The organism is Haloarcula sp. DT43 (assembly GCF_037078405.1).
Classification (GTDB): Archaea; Halobacteriota; Halobacteria; order Halobacteriales; family Haloarculaceae; genus Haloarcula; species Haloarcula brevis.
Window position 1 is genome coordinate 24,712 of the sequence record NZ_JAYMGZ010000006.1, and the last position, 17,838, is coordinate 42,549.

Genomic DNA, 17,838 nt, shown 5'->3' on the forward strand with positions numbered 1-17,838 from the left:
TAATCTGTATTGCGGCGGGGTATCGAGATGCTGCTACTTCGGTGTCGGATTCCAACTTCGAATGCCGTAATGCTGTATTCACAGCCATTTATCGCCCGCTAATCGATATTCTTGTACGCTATTTCTATATACAGTTAGGAATTTTCGGATATATTTGCAGAAGGTTAAAATATGGCTGTGTAAGGCCGTATAAAACGACTTCCTCGCCGCTTCTATAAATACCGTTACTGCTTTGGCCCGTAGACTACGGCGGCTGGCCGTCGGCGTGCCACTCCTGGAGTTCGGTGCGCCGGATTTTCCCGCTGGTCGTCTGTGGCAACGCGTCGGCGAACTCGATTTCGCGGGGGTACTCGTACTCGGCGAGGTGGGTCCGAACGACGGACTCGATTTCCGACCGGAGCGGTTCCCGCGCTGGCGCGTCCGCGGCCGTCTGGACGTAGGCCTTGATGATTTCGCCCCGCGTGTCGTCGGGCACGCCGATGACGCCGGCCTGAACCACGTCGGGGTGTTCGAGAATCGCGCTCTCGACCTCCATCGGCCCGACGCGGTAGCCGCTCGTGATGATAACGTCGTCCTTGCGCGATTTGAACCAGACGTAGCCGTCGTCGTCCTGCCGGGCCAGGTCGCCGGTGACGAACCACCCCTCGACCTCCTTGGCCGCCGTCTTTTCCGGCATGTTCCAGTACTCGTCGAAGAACACCGAGCGGTCGTAGGGGCGCAGCGCTATCTCGCCGAGTTCGCCGGCCGGGACGGGGTCGGCGACGCCGCGGTCGGCGGCTTCGGGGTCCAGAACCGCCAGGTCGTACCCCGGCAGTGGCTTGCCCATGCTGCCGGGCCGGGTGTCGAACCAGTTCGAGTTGTTGGCGACGACGAGGTTCAGTTCCGTCTGGCCGTAGAACTCGTTGATTGTCACCGAGTCGAACGTCTCCGCCACCCAGTCGACGATTTCCGGCGTCAGCGACTCGCCGCCGACGGCGATGGTCTCGACGTCGAGGTCGTACGTCGCCGTCGGGTTCTCGACTGCCATCAGCATTCGCAGGGCCGTCGCCGGCACGAACGACCGGGTGACGCCGAACTCCGAGAGCAGGCCGAACGCCGCGTCGGCGTCGAAGCCCGAGGTGGGGTAGCCGACGACGGTCCCGCCGTGGTGCCACGTCGCAAAGAGCGTCCCGCCCAGCGCCGCGCCCCAGGCCCAGTCGGCGGGCGTCCAGACGGTCGCGTCCGGGCCGAGTCCCTGGTCGAAGAAGTTGTACGCCGCCGCCGCGCGCCCGAGCCAGAGCGCGTGGGAGTGGCGGACGCCCTTCGGCGGCCCCGTCGACCCGCTCGTGTACAGTATCGCCGTGTCGGTGGCCGGCGTCGCGTCGTAGGCTTCGATAGCCGCGTTGTCCGGCGCGGCGAGCACGTCCTCGAAGGCGTGAACGTTACCCGCCGGCGCGTCGGTCTCGATTTCGACCACGTGGTCCAGTGCCGGACAGTCGTCCCGGACCGCGTCGATATCGTCGCGTACTGCCGGGTCGACGACGGCGACGGTCGCGCCGGCGTCGGCCAGTCGGTACCGGAGCGCGTCCGTGCCGAACAGGACCGTCAGCGGAACCGACACGGCCCCGAGCTTCCAGTTCGCCAGGTGCGTTATCGGGTTCTGTGGCTTCTGTGGCACGACGACGCCGACTCGGTCGCCGGCCCCGACGCCGAGGTCGGCCAGCCCCGCCGCGAGCCGGTCGGAGAGCACGTCCAGCTCGCTGAACGTGTACTGTTCGCGCCGCCCGTCGGGGTCGGCCTGTTCGAGCGCCACCCGCTCGGGGTCGTCGTGTTTCCGCAGGAAGTCGACGGCCGGGTTGTACGACGACGGCAGGTCCCAGGTGAACCGCTCGCGTGCCTCGTCGTGGTCCTCGAAGTCCGGCATCACTGTCCAGACCATGCCGTCCCCGTCGGCTGGCTGTGTGTTGCGTTTTTCGGTCGGGACGCCGTCGCGGTCGAGCCGGCAGAACTTTCCGTCTCCGCCTCCCGACTCGACCGTGGACTCCAACGATATTCGCGCGGCGTGGGCCGACCGCTCGGGCGAATACTCTCCTACGTATTATGCGTACTACGGGGCTGACGAGACGAGCGAGTTGCTGCAGTCGATACTCGAAGACCACGTTGACCGGGACGCGGCCGTTCTGGAGGTGGGCTGTAGCTCCGGGCGGCACCTCGCCGCGCTGTCCGAGGCCGGCTACTCCGACCTGACCGGCGTCGACATCAACGCCGACGCGCTGGACGTGCTCGCGGAGACGTATCCCGAGCTCGCGGCCGACGGTTCGTTCCACGCGATGGCTATCGAGGAGTTCGTCGCGGACGTCGCGGACGACGCCTACGACGTCGTCTTCTCCGTCGAAACGCTCCAGCACATCCATCCGGACGCCGACTGGGCGTTCGGCGAACTGGCACGCATCGTCGACGACCTGCTGATAACCGTCGAGAACGAGGACGGCGACGCGGGCGAAGTGAACTACGTCGACGACGACGTCCCGCTGTACTACCGGGACTGGAACGCGGTGTTCACTTCCCGTGGACTCACTGAACTCGAGTCCAGGGACGGAGACCGGGACACCGTCCGCGTATTCCGCGATATGGGGTAGGATACGCGGTAGCTACGTCCAGCCGATAGATTCCAGCGACGCTCTGCGCGTTTTGAGACGAGCTACCGGCCGTACCGTCGTCGAAACGACCAGTCCAAAACGAGGTGCGGATGTTCGAGACGAGAACCGAAGTAGCGTCGGTCAGACTGGCGAACGAAGCGCGCGTGTGAGACGGCAGCGGATAGGGGAGTGGGCATCGCCCGGGTGAGATTGCAAACTACGGCCGAATGAAGCGGAGAAAATCTTGTGTTGGCGAATGCTTATATTGTCCTTTCTATCCACACATCTATTCCGTCAAATGGGGCCGTGAGTCATAGATGCCGAAAAAGTATTCAGCTATTTGGAACTGTCGTGGCGGAAATCACACGACTGAAATCCGACAGCTGTATCTTCACCGCCGCAAAACGGGCTCCTGGGCGCGATTTGGGACGTTTTACCGTGTATCCGTCGGAAAGACAGAATAACGTATGTACGCCTGTCATTCGAGTTGTTCAGTATTACTGAATGCTGGCCCGGTTGCGCAGAGGCCGGCTACCGACTGGGAGCAGGACGGGCACGCCGGTCGGCCCCACAGCACCACCGTGTGTGTCGTTGTCAGCACAAGATTCATATATTGTTGTAGTTTGCTACTCTGTATGAGGTACTACCAGCTACGCGACGGTAACTCACAGCGCTTAGCGGTCGCAACCGACGACGGGGCGTACGACCTGACCAGCGTCAAGCCACAGCTCCGGACGTTCCGTGACCTCCTCAAGGCGGCCTCGATTGCGGACACTGCACCGGATAGAGTCAGCGCTCGCCATCTCGACGACGCCGACCCGGTGTCGGAGGAGCGACTCGATGCGGACGCGATAGACCCGGTCGGCGCGGACGAGGTCTGGGCCGCGGGCGTCACGTACCAGATAAGCGAGGAAGCCCGCAAGGACGAGAGCGACATGCCGGAGATGTATCTCAACGTCTACGACGCCGAGCGACCGGAGATTTTCTTCAAGTCGACGCCCAACCGGACCGTCGGCCCCGACGAGGACGTCGGCATTCGCGCGGACTCCGAGTGGGACGTTCCCGAACCCGAACTCGGTATCGTGCTCTACGAGGGCGACATCGTCGGCTACACCATCGGCAACGACATGAGCAGTCGGTCTATCGAGGGCGAGAACCCACTCTACCTTCCGCAGGCCAAGGTGTACGACCGCTGTTGCTCGGTCGGCCCGACGGTCGTCACCGACATCGAGGACCCCCACTCGCTGTCGCTCTCGATGACGATTCACCGGAACGGCGAGTGTCTCTACAGCGGCGAGACGAACACGAGCGAGATGGACCGGACCTGTGAGGGCCTCGTCTCGACGTACACCGCACACAACGCGGTCCCGGAACTGTCCGTGCTGCTCACCGGGACGTGTCTCGTCCCCGACGACGACTTCACCCTGCAGGAGGGCGACGAAGTCGCTATCAGCATCGAGGACATCGGCACACTGAAAAACTCAGTCACCGTCGTCTGAAGCACCGACTGAGGTACGACTGCGGAGTCGCCGGTAGCCACCGCTCTCAGGGCTCCGTCCCGTGATACCACACCGCGACCCGGAACTGTTTTTATTGTGGGCCTGAATGTTTGCCTGTCGCATGAGCTACGCAGACCTACGAGACCCGAATGCAGAGTACACCATGCGCGACCTCTCGGCGGAGACCATGGGCCTTACCGACTCCCGGGGCGAGAGGCGCGACGTGGAGATAACCGACGTCCAGACCGTCATCGTCGACGGGAACTACCCGTGGACGCTCGTCCGCGTGTACACCGACGCGGGCGTCGCCGGGAACGGCGAAGCCTACTGGGGTGGTGCGATTCCTGAAATCATCGAGCGGCTCAAGCCGTTCGTCGTCGGCGAGAACCCGCTGGACATCGACCGCCTCTACGAGCACATGGTCCAGAAGATGTCCGGCGAGGGCTCCGTCGCCGGCAAGGACATCGCCGCCATCTCCGGTATCGAACTGGCGCTGCACGACGTGGCCGGGAAGATACTCGACGTGCCCGCCTACCAGCTGCTGGGCGGCAAGTACCGCGACGAGGTCCGGACCTACTGTGACTGTCACACCGAGGAGGAGGCCGACCCCGAGGCCTGCGCCGACGAGGCCGAGCGCGTCGTCGACGAACTGGGCTACGACGCCCTGAAGTTCGACCTCGACGTGCCAAGCGGCCACGAGAAGGACCGCGCGAACCGCCACCTCCGCCAGCCCGAAATCGAACACAAGGCAGAAATCGTCAAGCGCGTCACCGAGCGCGTCGGCGACAAGGCCGACGCCGCCTTCGACTGCCACTGGGCCTTCGCCAGCGGGAGCGCAAAGCGCCTCGCGCGCGAACTCGAACAGTACGACGTGTGGTGGCTCGAAGACCCCGTCCCGCCGGAGAACCACGACGTCCAGCGCGAGGTCACACAGTCCACGGGGACGCCCATCGCGGTCGGCGAGAACGTTTACCGGACCCACGGCCAGCGGAACCTGATTACGGATCAGGCCGTCGACATCATCGCGCCGGACTGCCCGAAGGTCGGCGGGATGCGCGAGACGGCGAAAATTGCGACGCTCGCGGACATGTTCTACGTCCCCGTCGCGATGCACAACGTCTCCTCGCCCATCGGGACGATGGCCTCCGCGCAGGTCGGCGCGGCCATCCCGAACGCGCTCGCCGTCGAGTATCACTCCTACGAACTGGGCTGGTGGGAGGACCTGGTCGAGCAGGACGACCTCATCCAGGACGGCTACATGCCCATCCCCGAGGAACCGGGCCTCGGTCTGACGCTGGACTTCGACGCCGTCGAGGAGCACCTCGCCGACGGCCAGGAACTGTTCGACGAGTAACGACCCACCGATTTCCGACACAGCGGACCTGACGGTCGTGGAACGACACTGCCGTCGGAGCTTGTTCGGCCCGCGTTGATTCTCCGTGTTCTTCCGACGCCTGTGCTGGGCCCGTCGTACGTGGCTCGCTGTCGACCCTCGATGCGGCGTCTCGGGCACGTGACCGGTTCTCCAGGTATTTTACAGAATTAACTATTATCATCGTATAACGTTCCGGTAGATTTATTTGCGTGAGCCGCAGTGTACAATAGTGTATGACTGATAATGACAGACTGGACGTGAGCACGGACAGGCGGAAGTACATGGCGGCACTCGGTGCCGGAATCGCCGCAGGCGTCGCGGGCTGTTCGGGTGACGGTGGCGACGGCAGTGGCGGCGACGGCGGGAGCGGTGACGGCAGTAGCGGCGACGGTGGCAGCACAAGTGGTGACGGGGGTAGTGGCAGCCAGTGGTCGAACACGCTCGAAGTCCTGCACGGCTGGGCGGGTGGCGACGGCGAGGCGGCTATCAACGCTCTCATCGAGGTGTTCCAGGAGGAATACCCCGACATGGACACCGATTTCCAGGCGGTCGGGGCGAGCGCCAACGTCAACCTCAACGCGACAATCCTCCGGCGGATGGTCAACGGGAACCCGATGAGTTCCTTCGCCAACTGGCCCGGGAACAATCTCGAACGCTACCGGGGCAACCTCAAGGACCTCGAAGCGGACGTCTGGGAGGCCGAAGGGTACAAGGACGTGATGCAGGACCGCGCGGTCGAACTGTGTACGTTCAACGGACAGATGCCCGCGGTCCCGCTGGGCTCACACCGGATGAACAACCTGTTCTACAACATCTCCGCGTTCGAGGAGGCCGGAGTCGACCCGGAGAGCCTCGACGGCATGGACGCGCTGATGGACGCGCTCGATGCCATCGACCAGGAGACCGACATCACGCCGATGGGACAGGCCATGGTCGCCCCGTGGACCGTCCTCCAGCTCTGGGTGCAGGTGCTACAGAGCCACGCCGGCGTCGAGGCGTACACGGACTTCCTCGACGGCAACGGCGACCGACAGGCCATAATCGAGTCGCTCGAACTCGTCCAGGAAATCCAGGAGAACTACATCACGAACGACGCGTCGACGTCCAGCTTCACCGACATGGGCGGCAAGATGATAGCCGGCGACGTGGCCTGTATGCACCAGGGGAACTGGCTCGCCGGCCAGTTCCGCGTCGACGATTCGTTCAATTTCCAGGAGCACTGGGACTGGATTGCCTTCCCCGGCACCGAGGGCACGTACACGTACCACATCGACGCTATCGTCGCCCCGGCCAACAACCCGAGCGAGGCAGAGACCATCGCGTGGGAGAAGTACGTCGGCACGAAGGAGGCCCAAATCGCCTTCAACAACCTCAAAGGCTCCGTGCCGCTCCGGACCGACATCGACCCGAGCGAACTCGGCGACTTCATCGGGCTGACCTACGAGGACCTCACGAGTTCGGACGCGTACCCGCCGACGCTCGCCCACGGCCTCGCCGTGACGCCCGAGCAGATGGGTAACTGCAAGACGGCGATGAGCGAGCACATGATGGGCCCGTACGATGTCGAAGCCGCCGCCGACGGCCTCCTCAACGCCGTCTCGGAGTGAGGGAGCGAACCGAACGATTTACTTTTCGAACATGAACTATTCAAGCCATGGCTACTACTGACAAAACAGAAACGGCGAAACCGCAGGCCGAAGAGGTCGGGTGGGAGACGAAGGTCCGGTACTTTCTGAACAGCGACCTCGTCCGGTCGTCGCCGTACTGGGGTATCCCGTTTTTCCTGATGGGTATCGCCGTCTACGGCGGCATCGGTTTCAACACCGCCATTTCGTTGACGGACGCCCGCGGGCTGACGCCACCGAACTACAGCCCCGGGAATCTGGATTTCGAGATGTACACGCAAGCACTGGGGAGCAGCGCGTTCCTGAGTGCGGCCCAGAACAACCTCGTGTTGTTGATAGTCTTCACCACGGTCTGTCTGCTTCTGGGGCTGTTTCTCGCTATCCTGCTCGACCAGGGTATCCGCTACAACAACACGGTCCAGACGATATACCTGCTGCCGATGGCGCTTTCCTTCGTCATCACGGCGCAGGTGTGGCTCTGGATTTACAACTACGACTTCGGGCTGATGAACATCATCACCCGGGCGGTCGGCATCGGGTCCGTCGACTGGATAGGGAACCCGTCTATCGCCCTGGGCTCGGTGATATTCGCCCTCATCTGGCAGTTCAGCGGCTACACGATGGTCGTCTATCTCGCCGGCCTGCGGTCGCTGCCCGACGACCAGTTCGAAGCGGCACACGTCGACGGCGCGAGCACGCTCAAGACGTACATCCGCATCATCATCCCGCAGATGAAGGAGGCGTCGGTCAGCGCGGCCGTCGTCCTGATGGTGTTCGCCCTGAAGGCGTTCACCTTCCTCTACGCGCTGACCGGTCGCTACCGGCCGCCCAACGGGACTGACATCCTGGCGACGCTGATGGTTCGTCAGGCGTTCAAGCTCGGGAAGTGGGCGTACTCGGCGGCCATCGCCACGTACCTCCTCATCCTGGCGCTCGGCGTCATCGCGCCGTACCTCTACTACCAGTACAGACAGGGGAGCCTCTAACAATGGCCAGTTCATCATCCGACCAGACGTTCGACGTGGCATCGCTCGTCGAGGACTACAGCCTCTATCGCATCAGCCAGTACGTCCTGGTCATCCTGTTTATCGGCTTCTTCCTCGCGCCGCTCGAGACGGGCATCATGACGGCGTTCAAGACGAACCGCGCCGTCGCGGAGACGATTCCGCTCGTGCCGCCGCTGGGCGAAGGGTTCACCCTCGACAACATGACGTTCGCGCTGAACGCGCTCTCCGGTGCGTTCTTCAACTCCCTGTTCATGGCGATTCCGGCGACCATCGGGAGCGTCCTGTTCGGGAGCATGGCCGCCTACGGCCTCACGATGGTCGACTGGCGCGGTCAGCTGGGCGTGTTGGTGTTGTTCCTCATCGGCATCTTCCTGCCGTACCAGGCCGTGCTGGTCCCGCTGGCGCGGTTCTGGAACAACATCTTCCCGCTCGCATCGATGGTCGAACCGCTGTTCGTCCTGGCTCCGTTCCTGCAGGACTACCACGCGAACCTCGTGCCGCTTATCATCACGCACATCGCGTACGGGATTCCCATCTGTACCATCCTCTTCCGGTCGTACTACCAGGGGCTCCCCACGTCGTACGTCGAGGCGGCGAAGATAGACGGCGCGTCGATAACGAAGATATACCGCCGAATCATCCTGCCCATCTCGAAGCCGATGTTCGGCGTCGTGTTCATCTACCAGTTCACGCAGATATACAACGAGTTCCTCTTCGCGTTCACGCTCATCTCCGGCTCGGACACGCCCGAGGCCGTCGTGACGCTGATTCTCCCCGCCGTGGGGGCGTCGACCTCCGGCGTCGACTTCGGTATCCGGATGTCGGCGGCGTTCCTCGCGGCACTGCCGACGCTTATCATCTACGTCGCGTTCGCTGAACAGTTCGCTGAAGGGCTCAAGACAGGAGGATAACAATGGGACGAATCCAAATCTCACACATGACGAAGCGGTTCGGCGACACGACGGCAGTCGACGATCTCTCGCTCGACATCCCCGACAGCGAGTTCCTGGTGCTCGTCGGCCCGTCGGGCTGTGGAAAGTCGACGACGCTGCGCTGTATCGCCGGGCTGGAAACCCCGACCGAGGGCAGCATCTACATCGGCGGCGAGCACATGAACTACCGGGTGCCACAGAACCGGGACATCGCGATGGTGTTCCAGGACTACGCCCTGTACCCCCACATGACCGTCCGGGAGAACATCCGGTTCGGCCTGGAGGAGGAGTCGGGGTACACGCCCGAGGAACGCGACGCCCGCGTCGAGGAAATCGCGGACCTGCTGGGCATCGCGTCGATGCTCGACCGGAACCCCGACGAACTCTCCGGCGGCCAGCAACAGCGGGTCGCGCTGGGGCGGGCCATCGTCCGGGACCCAGAAGTGTTCCTGATGGACGAGCCGCTGTCGAACCTGGACGCGGAGCTCCGGGCCCAGATGCGGACCGAACTCCAGCAGTTGCAGAACCGGTTCGACGTGACGACGGTGTACGTCACGCACAACCAGACGGAGGCGATGACCATGAGCGACCGCATCGCCGTCCTGAACAAGGGTGAGCTCCAGCAGGTCGGCGAGCCGCTGGAGCTGTACCACGCCCCGGAGAACCGCTTCGTGGCCGGCTTCATCGGCGAGCCGTCGATGAACTTCCTCGAAGGGCGACACCGGAACGGCACGTTCGCCAGCGAGTACTTCGAGTACCCCCTCGACAGCGGTATCGTAGACAGCGTCGGCGACGCCAGCGACGTAGTGCTCGGCGTCAGGCCCGAGGACATCGAGCTGAAGCGGCTCCCCGAGGGCGGGTCCAGCGGGCTCGCGGACCACGAGTTCCGCATGACTGTCTCCGTCGTCGAACCCCACGGCGACCGGAACGTCGTCCACCTGCGACACCCGGAGGACGCCTCCGAGACCGAGGCGATACACGCGCTCGCGCCCGGCACCACCGTCGTCGACGCCGGGACCGACGTTGTCGTGTCGGTCGACCCCGACACCGTCCACGTCTTCGAGACGGCCACCGGCGAGGCGTTGCACAACCGTCGTCTCGAATCCGAGGTGGAGGTGCAGAATGTCTGAGCTGTCACTCGACCACGTGACGAAGGTGTACCAGGACGACGACGAGGAAATCGTCGCCGTCGACGACATCTCTGTCGACATCGAGGACGAGGAGTTCCTGGTGCTCGTCGGCCCGTCGGGCTGTGGGAAGTCGACGACGCTGCGGATGATAGCCGGCCTCGAAACCATCACCGAGGGCGAGATACGGCTCGGCGGGACCGTCATCAACGACGTTGACACCCAGGACCGCGACATCGCGATGGTGTTCCAGTCCTACGCGCTGTACCCGCACCTGACGGCCCGCGGGAACATGTCCTTCGGGCTCGAAGAGTCCACCGACCTGCCGGACGCCGACATCGACGAGCGCGTCGAGGAGGTGGCGGCGATGATGGGCATCGACGACCTGCTGGACCGCAAGCCGGGGGAGCTCTCCGGCGGTCAGCAACAGCGCATCGCGCTGGGTCGGGCCATCGTTCGGGACCCGGAGCTGTTCCTGATGGACGAGCCGCTGTCGAACCTGGACGCGAAGCTCCGGGCGGAGATGCGGACCGAACTCCAGCAGCTCCAGCGCCAACTGGGCGTGACGACCATCTACGTCACCCACGACCAGACGGAGGCGATGACGATGAGCGACCGCATCGCCGTCATGGACCAGGGTGAGCTCCAGCAGGTCGGCGAGCCGCTGGAGCTGTACCACGACCCGAACAACATGTTCGTGGCCGGGTTCATCGGCGAGCCGTCGATGAACTTCCTCCACGGGGAGTACACCGACGGGTCGTTCGTCAGCGAGCTGTTCGAGTACCCGGTGAGTCGCGACGTCGAGGACGCCGTCGCCGGGAGCTCGGAACTGGTGCTCGGCATCCGGCCGGAGGAAATCGAACTTCTCGACGACGCCGCCGTCGGCGACGACCCGGCCCACGAGTACGAGATGCACGTGACCGTCGTCGAGCCGATGGGCGACCAGAACGTCGTCCACCTCTCGCGGCCGGGGACCGACGACATGGCCGACAACCTCGTCGCCGTGACCGAAGGCCTCCGCGACGTGGCCGAGGACAGCACCGCGACGGTCCGGCTGCCGCCGGACGCGGTCCACTTCTTCGACGGCGGCACCGGGACGTCGCTGCACAACCGGCAGCTCGACCTCACCGAGGAAACGCTCCGGCTCTGACCGCGGCCGCGGTTTTCGCGTGGTCGGACTTACAGCGCGCTGTCGGCGAAGCCGCCGTCGACGGTCAGCACTTCGCCCGTGACGTACGAGGCAGCGTCACTGCCAAGGAACACGGCGGCACCGACTATCTCCTCCCGCTCGGCGACGCGCCCGGCAAGCGCCCGCTCGTCGATTTTCTCGCGCTTTTCGGTGCCCTCGGCGTACGTGTCTGCGTTCTGTGGTGTGATGACGAAGCCGGGCGCTATCGCGTTGACCCTGATGCCGGGCGCGAGTTCTTTGGCCGACGCTCGGGTGAACGCCTCGACGCCGCCCTTGGCCGCGGCGTACGCCGGCAGGTCGGCCATCGACAGGCGGGCGGCCATCGATGAGATGTTGATTATCGAGCCGTCCTCGTCCATCGCGGGGGCCAGCTCCTGCGTGACCCGGCGGACGCCGTCAAGCGCCACGTCGGTGACGAAGTCCCAGTCGTCGTCGCTGATGTCGAGCACGCGCTTGCGGGAGATAGCGCCCTGCGAGGCGACCACGACGTCGATGCCGCCGAACGCGTCGACGGCTGTCTCGCGGAGCCGTTCCAGCGAATCGGCGTCCGTCACGTCGCAGGTGACGCGGGCGGTGTCCGCGCCGCGGTCCTCGATGGCGTCGGCGGTCTCGGCGACGGCGTCCTCGCTCCGACTCGTGGCGATGACGTCCGCGCCTTCCGTGGCGAAACCCAGCGCGATGGCCTGTCCGATGCCGCTCGTCCCGCCGACGACGACGGCGCGTTTGTCACTAACCGTTACTGGCGTGTGTTCGTACTCAACCATACCTGTTCAGTGGACGCTCGCCCACATTACGCTTTTGGGATTGTGCGGCGGAATCCCATAGAATTATACGGACCGGCGACCACCCGACACACATGCGTGGACTAGCCAAAGTTAGTCGTACCAGCGGCGCAATGGAGTTCATCGACCGAGAACGGCCCGAGCCGGCTGCCGACGAGGCCCTCGTGGAAATCGATTACGCCGGACTGTGTGGCAGTGACGCAGGCATCTACGAGTTCGAGTCCGCCTTCGAGCGGATGAACCTCCCGACAGTCATCGGCCACGAGTACGCCGGCCGCGTGGTCGAGACCGGCGACAGCGTCACGAAGTTCGCCGTCGGCGACCGCGTCGTCGAGCGCCCCATCCGCGGCTGTGGCGACTGCTACCAGTGTGAAATCGGCTCGGCGAACGTCTGCCAGGACGCGGTCATCACCGGCGTCGACCACGACGGCGCGTACGAGCAGTTCATCACCGTCCCGGAGCGGGCGCTGCACCCGGTCCCCGACTCCGTCGAACAGCAACACGCCGCCGTCGTCGAGCCTACGAGCATCGGCGCGCGGGCGGTCATCGAGAACTCCCGGGTCTCCCCCGGCGACCGCGTGCTGGTCGAGGGGCCCGGCCCCATCGGCCAACTGACCGCACAGATAGCCGCCGCACAGGGCGGTACGGTGACGGTCTCGGGCGTCGGCCCGGACGCCAACTATCGGCTGCCGCTGGCCGAGGACCTGGGCTTCGAGACTATCAACGTCGCCGAGGACGACTTCGAGGCCCGGCGCGACGAGCAGACGGACGGCATCGGCTACGACGTGGTCTTCGACACGACCGGCCATCCGTCCGGGCTCCCCTCCGCCGTCGACGCGGTCCGCAAGGGCGGCCAGATAGTCCTCGTCGGCCAGACCGGCGAGACGTCGATGGAGTACTCCCCGCTGGTCCGCTCGGAAATCGACCTGCAGTGTTCCTACGCGTCGATGTACGAGGACTTCGAGCGCGCGCTCAGACTCATCGACAGCGGCGACGTGGACTGTGAGACGTTCATCGACGACCGGTTCTCACTGGAAGACGCCGACGAGGCCTTCGAGTCGTTCATCGGCGGCGAGACGTGCAAGCCGGTGTTCGACGTGTCCGAGGTGTGGGCGTAAGCGGGTAGCCGGCCGCGGCGACGCCCCGTCGCAGTCTGCTGACTACTTGTCCCACATTACAGAACGACCGTTTCGATACAGAATTCGATAAACGGGCCACATAACCGGACGGTACGGCCGCGAACGCCGTGGTCATGCCTGTTATTTCACTATCGGCAGTTGCTTGTGACCGATTCTGTCCTGAATTGCCGTCTATGTGTTCACTATTGTAAGACGAAGCGTCCGGACGGTCCCTCGGCGGCGCGGCGACACCGGGACAGTGTAGGTTCGGGGCGCTCGGTCGAACCGATACCGTGCCGGTGCGCTACCGGCCGCACTAATATGTGTCCTGGTATAGAAGTATATAAAAGTCCGGCCATAACTCCCGTCTCGTCCCAGATGCTTGAACAACTGTTTAGTAGGAGGGGTCCCATGTCCGGGTATGGCAAAGACTGCGCAGAATCCAGTCAAATCGGTCGAAACGACGTTCAAGGTGCTCGACGCGCTGAAAGACCTGGACGGGGCCGGGGTCACGGAACTCGCTCAGCACCTCGACATCCCCAAGAGTACGGTGCACAACTACCTGAGCACGCTGGAACAGGAGGAGTACATCGTCAACAGGGACGGCGTCTACGAGGTCGGACTCCGCTTCCTGGAGCTGGGTGCGTACGCTCGCCACCGGGAGAAACTGTTCAAAATCGCCAAGCCGGAGGTCGACAGGCTGGCGTCGGAGACCGGCGAACTGGCGAACATCCTCGTCGAGGAGCACGGCCGCGGGTCGTACCTCTACCGGGCGCGCGGGGACAAGGCCGTCCAGGTCAAGGCCCACGTCGGGACGCGCGTGCCGCTCCACACGACGGCGCTGGGAAAGACGATTCTCGCGCACATGTCGACCGAGCAGGTCGACGAAATCGTCGACCGCCACGGCCTCGGCGGGGAGGCCAGCAAGTCCATCACCACCCGGGCGGACCTGGAGGAGGAGCTGGCGGACGTACGGGAGCGCGGCGTTGCGTTCGACGACGAGGAGCGTCTGGAAGGGCTCCGCTGTGTCGCCGCACCGGTACTCAACCACGACAACGAGGTCATCGGTGCCATCAGCGTCTCGGGGCCGACGAACCGGTTCCGCGGCGAGCGGTTCCGCGAGGAACTCCCACAGAAGGTACTTGAGGTCGCAAACGTCATCGAACTGAACGTCACCTACTCGTGACGAGCTTGTTCAGTATTGGTGAACGTCGATTCAGCCCCGGAACGGTGACGGCTGCATAATCGGTTCGATACGGAAACGTCGTAGCTCGGTCGGGCAGGCCCCCGGAACGTACAGGCAGTACCCGTCAGTTCGGCACGTCGCCGGTGACCACCGCCTAGCCGCATTGTTCATCAATAGTGAACCACTTTTCAGCGTTCTCTCGGGCGGTTCAGTGACAATTGCTACCACGATTTCGGTACGTTCCGGAAATATATAACACGCGTACTAGTGTTATTACCATCTCCAAGCGGCGAGCACTGCTCGTGTTCTCCGTAGAAACGGTCGAAATAGTAGTCGATGTCTAGTTATAGTGCGAAAACCGTTCTACTTCCACCCTCTAAGTCTATATATCCCAAATATAGCTATACTCCGTCGAAGAGAGGTATAGGATTTCGAGATGCGTGGTTACTTCACGCGTTCTCGGAACGTGTAGCGCCGGAGTCGCGCGGGAAGCCGAGCGATTCGTCTTTCGGTTCGTGCCGGTACACCGACAGTCGCTGTCGTGTCGACGCAGGTGCCACCGTGCCGGACTGGGCGAGGTCAGGCGAGGAACTGGACGCCCAGCGCCAGCAGAAACAGTACCACGACTCCGACCGACGACAGTTCGAGCCACCGGGACCGCCCGTCCGCGGACCTGATAGTCGCGACGAACAGTGTGCCGACGACGCCGACGACCACGACCAGTGCGAGGTACACCGCGTTGAGTGCTGATGCCATACGCTACCATTGCACAGCGGCACAGTAAACCCTAGTGGTCGAGCGGCGTCCTCCACAACGGTAATGGGACCCTGTCACATAGACAGGGGCATGCGTCTCGAACTGCGGGTCTGTAAACACTGCTACGAGGGGGAGCACGGCAACGACCAGAAGACGGCTGTGACACAGGACATGGTCGCCTGCGCCGAGCAGGTCCGCGAGTACAAGGACCTCATCGGGCTCGACGCGCTCTACATCACGAAGGTGTCGGAGGGCGACCCCGGCGGTGCGGAGGCGCTCGACGTCATCGTCGCCAGCATCGAGGGCGACCAGGTCGCGCTCTCGGACACGCAACTGGTCATGGAGGACGGGGACGGCAACATGCTCGTCTACCCGGAGCCCAAGGACATCCTCCAGGTCCTGACCCGGAACCTGAACCAGATTCAGGAGCAGACCCGCCAGGACGTCGAAGTCGAGCTCTCACCGGAAGGACGGGCGCTCATCGCATAAAAAAGCCGTCGGTCGACTCAGTTCTCGCTGTCGCCTGCGTCGGGCCGGCCACCGTCGGTCTGGGGTTCGCCCCCGTCGGCCGCCGTCGTCGGTTCCCGCTCCTGTTCTAGCTGCTGTTCCCAACGGATGCGCAGGACGTTCCCGTACATCGACAGCACGAGTCCGACGCCGAGCACGATCATCCCGAGGTTGATACCGACGGTCAACAGGATGCTCGACGGCCCGCCACCGATGGCGAGTTCGCGGGGCACTGGGTACCCCTCATCGAAGATGCTCCCGACGAGCACCGAGACGATGCCGATGACGGTCATCGCCCCGAAGACGGTCGAGACGGTGCGCCAGGACGGCGACAGCGAGAGCCGTTCGATGCCGGTGGTGTCCGGCTCCTCGTCGTCGTCGCCGTGGTGTTCCGGCACCATGCTCCGGGGGATGAACGCCTTCGTCTCGACGGGGTAGAAGGCGGGGTGCATCCCGTGTTCGAAGATGTGGAACATGACCCCCATCAGCATGATGACGCCCAGCAGGCCGTGGAACGTCACGAAGGCCATCGCGGCCGCCTTGGTCTGGAACATCGCGGCGAGCCCGGTCTTGCTCCAGATGAGCAGCCCCGAGATAGCGAGCAGGGTCAGCTCGATGGAGAAGATGGCGACGACGCCCTTCCCGATGTAGGACAACAGCGGGACTTCGTCGGCCTTGTAGCCGGCGAACTGCCGCGCGCTCGGGTGGCGTTCGTCGGCCCGGCCCAGCACGAACTGGACGTCCTGGATGAACGCGTCGATGTCGTCTTTCGCCGGGAGAATCTTCGAGAAGTTGCTCCGCCCGGTCGAGGATATCAGCTGCAGGGTTATCCAGAAGACGACGAGCGCGACCAGCCCGATGCCGGTGATGCGGTGAATCGCCGTCACGCCCGAGGCCCCGCCCATGAGCGTGAGCATCCACCACAGTTCGTCGTTGAACATGATGGCGTAGCCGGTGAAAAACAGCAGGAACACGTCCAGTCCCAGCAGCGAGTGGAACAGGGTCGTCACGCGCGTGAACTTCCCGTGGTCTAGGTTGCTCACGCGCCGTCACCCCCCTGTCCGTCGCCGCGGGCCGGCGAGCCGCCGTCGGCCGCGACGGCCTCGCCCACGTCCTCTCCCGGGTCGCGCATCTTGCCGGCCAGGCGCTGGAACGCCGCCCAGTGGATGAACACCATCACGAGGATGAACGCGCCCATGATGACGTCGGCCGCGTGGATGAGCGCGATGAGGAAATCGAGTGCGGGGATGGTGTTGCCGAACACCCAGTCCGAGCCGATGCCGCCGCCCTCGACGGTCGGGTTGACCCGGTACAGCGACTCGTAGCCGACTCTGAACCCCTGTGCCCAGAGGACGGACAGCGCCGCGACGGCGAGGCCGACGACCGCGCTGACGAGCACCGAGGTCCGGCTGTAGCCGTTCACGTCCGGAAGGTCCTCCCTGTCAGTCATTGGAACTCACTGGCGTCGTCGCCGAAGATGATGTCCATGGCCACGTCGTTGAAGAACGTGCCGCTGTCCCTGTTGTCCAGTTCGTCCGAAATCTGTGCCGGGGTCCCGACCAGGATAGCGTCGGTGGCGCACTCCTCGGCGCAGGCCGGCCCTTTGCCGACGTCCTGGCGCTCCTCGCACATGGTACACTTGTCCATGGTGCCGCCGCTGCCGACGAGGTTGGCGACCCCCGAATCCTCGTCGGGGAACTGGGGCGCGCCGAACGGACACGCCGAGAGGCAGTACTGACAGCCGATACAGAGGTCGTCCCGGACCCGCACGAAGCCGTTCTCCTTCGAGATGAGCGAGTCGGTCGGACACACCGAGACACACGGCGCGTTCGAGCAGTGGTAACACTGCATCGGCACCGCCGTCTCGCCGGGCGACTCGCCCTGGCCTATCGCCTTGCCGCTGCTGGCGTTGAGCCCCGACGCGGCCTCCTGGCCTTCGAGCATCGTCGCGATACTGATTCGCTGTTCGTCGCGTGGAACGTCCCACGTTCGTTTACAGGAGACGACACAGCCGCCACAGTCGATACACGCTTCGACGTCCGGGAAGATGCGCGCATCCTCGCCGGTACTCATCACGCCGTCGTGCATCACTTCGTTGCCTGTTGACATGCTAGCTC

Annotated in this window: 17 protein-coding genes; 11 read left to right on the forward strand and 6 right to left on the reverse strand. The window is 64.1% G+C overall.

What is annotated here, in order from left to right:
• Positions 1 to 244 precede the first annotated feature (244 nt).
• Positions 245 to 1,918, reverse strand: coding sequence for an acyl-CoA synthetase (locus tag VI123_RS18420; RefSeq protein ID WP_336339535.1), 1,674 nt, complete (start codon positions 1,916 to 1,918; stop codon positions 245 to 247).
• A gap of 97 nt (positions 1,919 to 2,015) precedes the next feature.
• Here VI123_RS18420 and VI123_RS18425 point away from each other — a divergent pair, with 97 nt between their 5' ends.
• The 8 genes from VI123_RS18425 to VI123_RS18460 all read left to right on the forward strand — a co-directional run bounded on the left by VI123_RS18425 (position 2,016) and on the right by VI123_RS18460 (position 11,333).
• Complete coding sequence (locus tag VI123_RS18425) at positions 2,016 to 2,618, forward strand: class I SAM-dependent methyltransferase (protein ID WP_336339536.1); 603 nt, start codon at positions 2,016 to 2,018, stop codon at positions 2,616 to 2,618.
• Positions 2,619 to 3,253: 635 nt separating this feature from the next.
• Positions 3,254 to 4,117 carry a fumarylacetoacetate hydrolase family protein gene (locus tag VI123_RS18430; RefSeq protein WP_336339537.1) on the forward strand — a complete coding sequence of 288 codons (864 nt, stop codon included), beginning with the start codon at positions 3,254 to 3,256 and terminating at the stop codon, positions 4,115 to 4,117.
• 121 nt (positions 4,118 to 4,238) lie between these two features.
• Positions 4,239 to 5,471, forward strand: a complete 1,233-nt coding sequence (locus tag VI123_RS18435; protein ID WP_336339538.1) for a mandelate racemase/muconate lactonizing enzyme family protein — start codon at positions 4,239 to 4,241, stop codon at positions 5,469 to 5,471.
• 302 nt (positions 5,472 to 5,773) lie between these two features.
• Positions 5,774 to 7,099 carry an ABC transporter substrate-binding protein gene (locus VI123_RS18440; RefSeq protein ID WP_407067025.1) on the forward strand — a complete coding sequence of 442 codons (1,326 nt, stop codon included), beginning with the start codon at positions 5,774 to 5,776 and terminating at the stop codon, positions 7,097 to 7,099.
• Positions 7,100 to 7,146: 47 nt separating this feature from the next.
• Entirely contained in the window at positions 7,147 to 8,103 is a 957-nt protein-coding gene (locus VI123_RS18445; RefSeq protein WP_336339540.1) for a carbohydrate ABC transporter permease, read from the forward strand.
• A gap of 2 nt (positions 8,104 to 8,105) precedes the next feature.
• Positions 8,106 to 9,035 (forward strand): carbohydrate ABC transporter permease, encoded by a 930-nt coding sequence (locus VI123_RS18450; RefSeq protein WP_336339541.1) that lies wholly within the window; start codon positions 8,106 to 8,108, stop codon positions 9,033 to 9,035.
• A 2-nt stretch (positions 9,036 to 9,037) separates the two neighbouring features.
• Positions 9,038 to 10,186 carry an ABC transporter ATP-binding protein gene (locus VI123_RS18455; protein WP_336339542.1) on the forward strand — a complete coding sequence of 383 codons (1,149 nt, stop codon included), beginning with the start codon at positions 9,038 to 9,040 and terminating at the stop codon, positions 10,184 to 10,186.
• On the forward strand, positions 10,179 to 11,333 hold the full coding sequence (locus VI123_RS18460) for an ABC transporter ATP-binding protein (RefSeq protein WP_336339543.1): 1,155 nt from the start codon (positions 10,179 to 10,181) through the stop codon (positions 11,331 to 11,333). The genes VI123_RS18455 and VI123_RS18460 overlap by 8 nt, the downstream gene beginning before the upstream one ends.
• A 29-nt stretch (positions 11,334 to 11,362) precedes the next feature.
• Here the strand turns inward: VI123_RS18460 and VI123_RS18465 are convergent, their stop codons facing one another.
• Positions 11,363 to 12,136: an SDR family NAD(P)-dependent oxidoreductase gene (locus VI123_RS18465; protein WP_336339544.1), complete on the reverse strand. Its 774-nt coding sequence runs from the start codon at positions 12,134 to 12,136 to the stop codon at positions 11,363 to 11,365.
• A gap of 92 nt (positions 12,137 to 12,228) precedes the next feature.
• Between VI123_RS18465 and VI123_RS18470 the strand changes: the two genes are divergently transcribed.
• Positions 12,229 to 13,272 carry a zinc-dependent alcohol dehydrogenase gene (locus tag VI123_RS18470; protein ID WP_336339545.1) on the forward strand — a complete coding sequence of 348 codons (1,044 nt, stop codon included), beginning with the start codon at positions 12,229 to 12,231 and terminating at the stop codon, positions 13,270 to 13,272.
• A 421-nt stretch (positions 13,273 to 13,693) separates the two neighbouring features.
• Complete coding sequence (locus VI123_RS18475; protein ID WP_336339546.1) at positions 13,694 to 14,458, forward strand: IclR family transcriptional regulator; 765 nt, start codon at positions 13,694 to 13,696, stop codon at positions 14,456 to 14,458.
• 579 nt (positions 14,459 to 15,037) lie between these two features.
• Here the strand turns inward: VI123_RS18475 and VI123_RS18480 are convergent.
• Positions 15,038 to 15,214, reverse strand: coding sequence for a hypothetical protein (locus VI123_RS18480; RefSeq protein ID WP_336339547.1), 177 nt, complete (start codon positions 15,212 to 15,214; stop codon positions 15,038 to 15,040).
• Between the two features lie 90 nt (positions 15,215 to 15,304).
• Here VI123_RS18480 and VI123_RS18485 point away from each other — a divergent pair, with 90 nt between their 5' ends.
• A complete protein-coding gene (locus VI123_RS18485) occupies positions 15,305 to 15,703 on the forward strand; it encodes a hypothetical protein (protein WP_336339548.1) in 399 nt (132 codons plus the stop codon).
• 17 nt (positions 15,704 to 15,720) lie between these two features.
• Here VI123_RS18485 and VI123_RS18490 read toward each other — a convergent pair whose 3' ends face one another.
• From VI123_RS18490 to VI123_RS18500, 3 genes are read right to left on the reverse strand one after another with little or no spacing between them, the layout of a single operon-like run.
• Positions 15,721 to 16,764 carry a cytochrome b/b6 domain-containing protein gene (locus VI123_RS18490; RefSeq protein ID WP_336339549.1) on the reverse strand — a complete coding sequence of 348 codons (1,044 nt, stop codon included), beginning with the start codon at positions 16,762 to 16,764 and terminating at the stop codon, positions 15,721 to 15,723.
• Positions 16,761 to 17,171: a hypothetical protein gene (locus VI123_RS18495; protein WP_336339550.1), complete on the reverse strand. Its 411-nt coding sequence runs from the start codon at positions 17,169 to 17,171 to the stop codon at positions 16,761 to 16,763. Before VI123_RS18495 ends, VI123_RS18490 begins: the two co-directional genes overlap by 4 nt.
• Positions 17,168 to 17,830 (reverse strand): 4Fe-4S dicluster domain-containing protein, encoded by a 663-nt coding sequence (locus VI123_RS18500; RefSeq protein ID WP_336339551.1) that lies wholly within the window; start codon positions 17,828 to 17,830, stop codon positions 17,168 to 17,170. Before VI123_RS18500 ends, VI123_RS18495 begins: the two co-directional genes overlap by 4 nt.
• Positions 17,831 to 17,838 lie beyond the last annotated feature (8 nt).